At 42.4% G+C, this 7,421-nt stretch carries 4 protein-coding genes; 1 reads left to right on the plus strand and 3 read right to left on the minus strand.

Features of this window, described 5'->3' with window-relative positions:
* Positions 1-157: 157 nt before the first annotated feature.
* From prfC to pnp, 3 genes are all read right to left on the minus strand, one after another.
* A complete protein-coding gene (prfC, locus tag AB4238_RS21685) occupies positions 158-1,738 on the minus strand; it encodes a peptide chain release factor 3 (protein WP_372035628.1) in 1,581 nt (526 codons plus the stop codon).
* A 153-nt stretch (positions 1,739-1,891) separates the two neighbouring features.
* A complete protein-coding gene (gene nlpI, locus AB4238_RS21690) occupies positions 1,892-2,785 on the minus strand; it encodes a lipoprotein NlpI (protein ID WP_372035630.1) in 894 nt (297 codons plus the stop codon).
* Between the two features lie 197 nt (positions 2,786-2,982).
* On the minus strand, positions 2,983-5,088 hold the full coding sequence (gene pnp / locus AB4238_RS21695; protein ID WP_372035632.1) for a polyribonucleotide nucleotidyltransferase: 2,106 nt from the start codon (positions 5,086-5,088) through the stop codon (positions 2,983-2,985).
* 198 nt (positions 5,089-5,286) lie between these two features.
* Here pnp and AB4238_RS21700 point away from each other — a divergent pair, with 198 nt between their 5' ends.
* Positions 5,287-7,332: an EAL domain-containing protein gene (locus AB4238_RS21700; protein ID WP_372035634.1), complete on the plus strand. Its 2,046-nt coding sequence runs from the start codon at positions 5,287-5,289 to the stop codon at positions 7,330-7,332.
* The last annotated feature ends 89 nt before the right edge of the window (positions 7,333-7,421 follow it).

A 7,421-nucleotide genomic window follows, 5' to 3' on the forward strand; every position in this document is an offset into this window, starting at 1 on the left:
AATGCAATTGGTATAAGTGAAGAGCTCGTAACGCATTCTAGTCATAAAAAATAGAAGCAATGAATCAAATCTTTGACTGCTTCAACCTCACAATAAACAGCCAATAAAAAACCCAAGTCATGGCTTGGGTTTTAGTATTGAATATCAGTTGCTGAGGTTAATTTTCTCGTGTCTTAGCAAACTCAATATCAGGATAACGTTCCATCGAAAGGTTTAGATTAACCATTGTCGGTGCGATATAAGTAAGGTTATCACCACCATCAAGGGCTAAGTTCATGCTGCACTTACGCTTGAACTCATCTAATTTCTTGTGATCATCACAATAAACCCAACGTGCAGTAGCAACGCTAATCGCTTCATAGATAGCTTCAACTTTGTACTCAGTTTTTAAGCGACCAACGACCACTTCAAACTGCAGTACACCTACCGCACCTACAATTAAATCATTGCTGTCTAGTGGTCTAAATACCTGTACAGCGCCCTCTTCTGAAAGCTGTACTAAGCCCTTTAGTAACTGCTTTTGCTTTAATGGGTCTTTAAGGCGAATGCGACGGAACATCTCAGGGGCAAAGTTGGGCACTCCAGTAAAGCGTAACTTCTCGCCTTGAGTAAAGGTATCACCGATACGAATAGTGCCATGGTTATGCAAACCAATAATATCGCCAGGGTAGGCTGCCTCTGCGCGATTACGATCGCCCGCCATAAACGTTAATGCATCACTAACGTTAACATCTTTTCCTAAACGAACATGGTGCATCTTCATGCCCTGCTCATAACGACCAGAGCAGATCCGCATAAATGCGACTCGGTCACGATGCTTAGGATCCATATTCGCTTGGATCTTAAATACAAACCCGCTGAACTTTGCTTCTGTTGGCTCAATATCTCGTGCTTCAGTTTCACGAGGCTGCGGAATAGGCGCCCACTCAACGATACCGTCAAGAATATGATCAACACCAAAGTTACCTAATGCGGTACCAAAATAAACTGGGGTTAACTCGCCTTTCAAGAACTGTTCACGATCAAATTCATGCGATGCGCCTGCTACAAGCTCCATCTCATCACGGATCTCTTCAGCATAGCTACCGATTGCTTCATCAAGTTCTGGGTTATCAAGACCTTTGATAATTTTAGAGTCTTGAATGGTGTGACCCATACCATTTTGGTACAAGATCACCTCATCACGCAAAAGATGGTAAACCCCTTTAAACTCTTTACCGGCACCAATTGGCCAAGTGATAGGTGCGCACTTAATGTTAAGCACCTCTTCGACTTCATCCATCAGCTCAATGGGATCACGAATATCGCGGTCAAGTTTGTTCATAAAGGTGACAATTGGCGTATCGCGCAGACGAGTAACTTCCATCAGCTTAATAGTACGTTGCTCTACACCTTTCGCCGAGTCAATCACCATTAGACAGGAGTCAACTGCTGTAAGCGTACGGTAGGTATCTTCGGAGAAATCTTCGTGACCAGGTGTGTCGAGAAGATTAACCAACGCATCATTGTATGGAAACTGCATGACAGAGGTAGTTATCGAGATACCACGATCTTTTTCCATCTCCATCCAGTCAGACTTAGCATGCTGACCTGACTTTTTGCCTTTTACTGTGCCCGCTTTTTGTAACGCGTTGCCGAATAAAAGAACCTTTTCAGTAATGGTGGTTTTACCCGCATCTGGGTGAGAGATGATGGCGAAAGTGCGACGTTTGTCGACCTCAACTTTATAGCCTGACATGTATACCTGTAATTCTGGGAGTTCACAAAGGCGGCAATTATAGCTGTTCACCTAAATTTTGGCTACCAGTGCTGCAGCTTAAAACGAATTCAAAATCGCATTCGAGCAATAAAAAAGCCTCCTTAAAGGAGGCTTCTGCAAGATCAATAATACCTAGTTAACTGTAGGCGCCATTGCTGCAGCTACTCGTGCAAGTTCAAGACGTGCATATCTATGCTCAACAAAATCATAGATGTTTGTCGCTAATGCTAAACGGAAGTAATTAGCAGCCTCGGCATTCTCACCACGTTGCTGGGCAATTTTTGCCATATAGAAGTAGGCTTCACATAAACGTTCAGCATATTCATTTGGGTGCTTTAAACCCTCTTTTGCTAACGCGAATACCGCTTCTTTGTCTTTCTTACCAAGGTAATAATCAACTAATGCACTTGACCAAGCATCTGGATTTAATTTGGCACGGTTTTCTATCATTCTGGCAGTGGCAGCTTGCTCATCAATTTCTCTTTCAGCAAGATACAGCCATAACACACGATAACCATCAGAAGGGTCTCTGCTATAGAACATGTCCATATCCGATACGGCTAATTCAGATCGCTCCCCATAATAGAGAGAGATGCCGCGATTCAAATAAGCATAGTCGTAATCAGGAGACAGCTCGAGTACTGCATCAAATGCCTCATAAGCGCTTTCGAACTCATTTTCTTGGGTGTAGTAAATACCAAGGAAGTTATACGCATCGGCAAGGTTAGGCTGTAACTTTAATGCCTGATGGAAATCGATTCGGCTTAAAATACGTAAGCCGACACGATCGTAAATCACACCGCGATCATAATGGAAACGCGCGCGCTGCTCCTGGGTTAATTCAACACTAGAAAGGATTTCATTTAGCTTAGCTAACGTTATCTCAAGCTTATAGTCGGGGGAAACGGGAGCGACTTTAATAGCATCAGGTTGGTTACTACCTGCTTGAGTTGATACACATCCGGTCAGCAATATACTGATCCCAGCCATCACTGCAATTGCAGTGGTACGCATCTTTTGATTCATCCATTTAACCTTTTGAGTTCAGCAATAGCTCCAATCATAGCAATCCCCTGTTACTACTGCTATCAAGGAATTGAAAAATAATCTCATTTACAGCAAATAATCCCAAATATGACGATAAATCTTGCGATATAAAGTGGTAAATAACGCCAACAAAAAAGGAGGCCACTAGGGCCTCCTTTTGAATAAACGATTAACGTTTACTCTGCAGCAGGAGCTTCAGCTTTTGGCGCAGCTTCTTTCATAGAAAGACGCACACGACCTTGGCGGTCAACTTCCATTACTTTAACTTTAACTTCTTGGCCAACTTCTAGGTAGTCAGACACATTCGCAACACGCTCTTCAGCGATTTGAGAAATATGAACTAGACCATCTTTACCAGGAAGAATTGTCACGAATGCACCGAAGTCGACGATACGAACAACTTTACCGTTGTAAACAGTACCAACTTCAACTTCAGCAGTGATCTCTTCGATACGACGGATAGCTTCTTTAGTTGCTTCGCCATTTGAAGAGGCAATCTTAACTGTGCCGTCATCTTCAAGTTCAATCGTAGTACCAGTCTCTTCAGTAAGTGCACGAATGGTTGCACCACCTTTACCAATAACGTCACGGATCTTCTCAGGGTTAATCTTAAGAGTTGTGATACGTGGTGCGTGATCAGAGATATCGTCACGATGTGAACCAATCGCTTGGTCCATTACGTTTAGGATATGAACACGAGCGCCATAGGCTTGCTGTAGAGCAATCTGCATGATGTCTTTAGTGATACCTTCAATCTTGATATCCATCTGCAGTGCAGTAATACCGTCACGAGTACCTGCTACTTTAAAGTCCATATCACCAAGATGGTCTTCATCACCTAGGATGTCAGAAAGAACAACGAAGTCGTCGCCTTCTTTAACTAGACCCATTGCGATACCTGCAACTGATGTTTTGATTGGTACACCTGCATCCATAAGCGCAAGTGAAGTACCACATACAGAAGCCATTGAGCTTGAACCATTTGATTCAGTGATCTCAGATACAACACGAACGCTGTACGGAAATTCTTCTGCAGATGGCATAACAGCGTTAATACCACGCCATGCTAGCTTACCGTGACCGATTTCGCGGCGCTTAGGTGAACCAACAAAACCAGTTTCACCCACTGAGTATGGAGGGAAGTTGTAGTGAAGCATAAAGCGGTTTGTGTATTCGCCCATGATGCTGTCAACTTTCTGTGCATCACGTTCTGTACCAAGAGTACAAGTAACAAGTGCTTGAGTTTCACCACGAGTGAACAGTGAACTACCGTGTGTACGTGGAAGTACACCAGCCATTACGTTTAGCGCACGAACCATATCTGGCTCACGACCATCGATACGTGGGTTACCAGCAATGATACGGCTACGAACAACTTTCTTCTCTAAGCTACCAAGAAGGCCGTCTATCTCGCGCAAATCAGCATCTGGATTTTCAGCCAGTAATGCTTCTTTAGCAGCAGATTTAACAACACCAACTTGAGTGTAACGATCTTGCTTAACTTCGATTTGGTAAGCTTCAGTAAGACCTAATTCAGCCAAGTCTTTAATTTTAGCAACAAGCTCTTGATCTTGAACTGGAGCAGTCCAATCCCATGCAGGCTTGCCCGCTTCAGCTTTTAGTTCGCTAATAGCATTAATAACAACTTGCTGTTGGTCATGACCATAAACCACACCACCAAGCATCACTTCTTCTGGTAGAGAAGCCGCTTCTGACTCAACCATTAGTACCGCACCTTCAGTACCAGCAACAACTAAGTCAAGCTCGCTATCAACAAGCTGAGTCACATCTGGGTTAAGCACGTATTCGCCGTTTGTGTAACCAACGCGGGCAACACCTAGTGGGCCATTGAAAGGCAAACCAGAGATAGCTAATGCAGCAGAAGTACCAATCATTGAAATGATATCAGGGTTGATTTCAGGATCGACTGAAACGACTGTGATAATTACCTGAACTTCATTTTTGAAACCATTTGGAAATAGAGGACGGATTGGACGGTCGATTAGACGTGCAATCAATGTTTCGTTTTCAGATGGACGACCTTCACGCTTGAAAAATCCGCCTGGGATCTTACCAGCGGCATATGTCTTTTCCTGGTAATTAACGGTTAGCGGGAAAAAGTCACGACCTGGCTCTTCAGCTTTCTTTCCGACAACAGTAACAAGGACTGTTGTATCACCCATACTTGCTAAAACAGCAGCGTCTGCTTGACGTGCGATAACACCAGTTTCTAATGTAACTGTGTGCTGACCATATTCAAAACTCTTTACGATTGGATTCACGTGAACCATTCCTTAAATTTAATTACCTTAATTACGCGCGTAAGTATACTGCAAGTTTATTCAATAGATAAAGGGAATAGATTAATGACAAAGCGGAATCTTTTCTCTAAAGTGGAGATATTACGATGTCTACGTTTGCCTGAACACAACTAACTACCTATCAAAGCGTTCATAAGCTATTAAAATAAAGGAAAAAAGTTGAGAAAGGAAAATTTTAAATCGCTAACGTGGAAGCAAACAATACTTGTTGTTTCTTCAACGTTATTTTTTGCTTTTGCAATTTTTCTAGTTGAAATTTCGCTAGTTTTTGTCGAAGAACGCCAACAGTTGATGTCGACACAGCAAGAACTGCTTAATTCCGTCGAACAACCAGCAACAAATGCTGTCTGGGCGATGGACGAAACATTAGCAGCTCAAACCATACAAGGTCTGTTAAAAGTCGATAACATCGGCTCTGCAACCATAATGCTTGATGACAATAGCCGCTTTGTCGCCGTTAGAAATTCAAGCCATATAGCATCATCAAGATTATTCATAAAGATAAGCAATGAGCTGTTTGGCGATCTTAACCAAGTATCCCGTTTACTATACCGACCCAATTACACTAATAAAGAGCCCAATAAGGAAATAATTGGCGAACTCACTTTGCATTATGATGTGCAGCAACTGACCCGCTCATTATTTTCAAGCTTAAGTTACAGCCTTTGGGGAACCTTAGCTCGCGCTTTTTTACTTACACTGGTGCTTTCAATCGTTTTTCATCGATTTTTAACTCAGCCTATAGCCAGAATAAGCGAAGCAATTGACAAAATTGATCCCGAATCGCCCGCAGAAAACCTGCTTCCAACATCTCGAGCTCACAAAGATGATGAACTCGGTCTTGTAACCAGTAAACTCAATCAAATATTGGTGCAATTCTCCAAAACACAAAACAAGCTTAGAAAAATGGCGACCAGAGATGCTCTTACTGGCCTACCTAATAGAGCACTATTGCTCGAAACCATTGCAGTGACAATACAAAGAGCTAAAACACAAAAAACACAGTTTGTATTGCTGTTCATTGATTTGGATAGGTTTAAAAATATCAATGACTCCTTAGGGCATGCCTTAGGCGATCAGTTTCTTGTGCGAATCGCGCGAATTCTTGAGAGTTCAGTCGCAGAAAAAGGCACCGTTGCGCGCTTAGGCGGTGATGAATTTGTTATTCTCGCTGACGGCCTTAGCACCCCCTGCCAAGCCGCCGATTTTGTCAGTAAACTTTTGCTCAAACTCAATACTCAAATGCAGTTAAATGAGCATGCGATTCATCCTGCAGCGTCTATCGGTATATCCATTTTTCCTGATGATGGTCTCGCAGCAGAAGATCTTATCCGCCATGCAGATATCGCCATGTACAGCGCTAAAGCTGCTGGTACCAATCAATGGGCATTTTTCAAGCAACAAATGACTGAACGTGCAGCAGTGCGATTAAGAACTGAAGCATCACTACATGACGCACTGATAAATAAAGAGTTTGTATTACACTTTCAACCTAAGCTCGATATTCAAACAGGGCAACTTATTGGTTGTGAAGCCTTAATTAGGTGGAAAAAAGATGGCAGACTAATTAGTCCTATGTCATTTATACCTGTCGCAGAAGAGACTGGAATTATTATTCCACTTGGACAATGGGTGATAGAAGAGAGCTGCCGTACGATTAAAAAGTGGCAAAATGACTTCAATCTTTCTTTACCTATTGCAGTCAATGTTGCCTCACAACAGTTTGAACATTCCAGCCTTGTGCCTGATATCAAAAAAGCAGCGCTTCGTTATCAAATAGCCCCTGGGCTATTAGAGATAGAGATCACCGAAACCTCGTTAATGGATGACGTCCAATTGGCGATTAAGAAATTAGAAGAGTTACGTTCTGCAGGTTTCGGTATCGCGGTTGATGACTTTGGTACTGGCTACTCATCACTATCATACCTACGCCATTTACCTATCACCACGATGAAAATTGATCGTTGCTTTGTATCTGATCTTCCAAAAGAAAGTGCGATAGCATCGACCATTTTGATGCTTGGAAAACAGCTTGAATTGAAGGTTGTCGCTGAAGGAATCGAAAATGAAGACCAGTTAAAGTGGCTACAGGAACGCGACTGCGTAATTGGGCAAGGTTATTACTTCAGCAAACCTTTACCGCGAGATGTATTCGAAGACAAATATATTAAGCAATATAGTGCTGAGGCTAAAACGGTAAGCTAATTATCCCAATCATTATAAGAAGTTGATCTACTAAGAGTCTTTATTGGCGAGCTAATTCAAGGCAGGCTAATTCAAAGTGAGTAATGACA

The sequence above is a fragment of the Shewanella sp. 10N.286.45.A1 genome, from assembly GCF_041470405.1.
Lineage (GTDB): Bacteria > Pseudomonadota > Gammaproteobacteria > Enterobacterales > Shewanellaceae > Shewanella.

Coding starts and splice junctions, on each gene's coding strand:
- prfC (WP_372035628.1), bottom strand. CDS start 1,738: ATGTCAGGCTATAAAGTTGAGGTCGACAAACGTCGCACTTTCGCCATC.
- nlpI (WP_372035630.1), bottom strand. CDS start 2,785: ATGAATCAAAAGATGCGTACCACTGCAATTGCAGTGATGGCTGGGATC.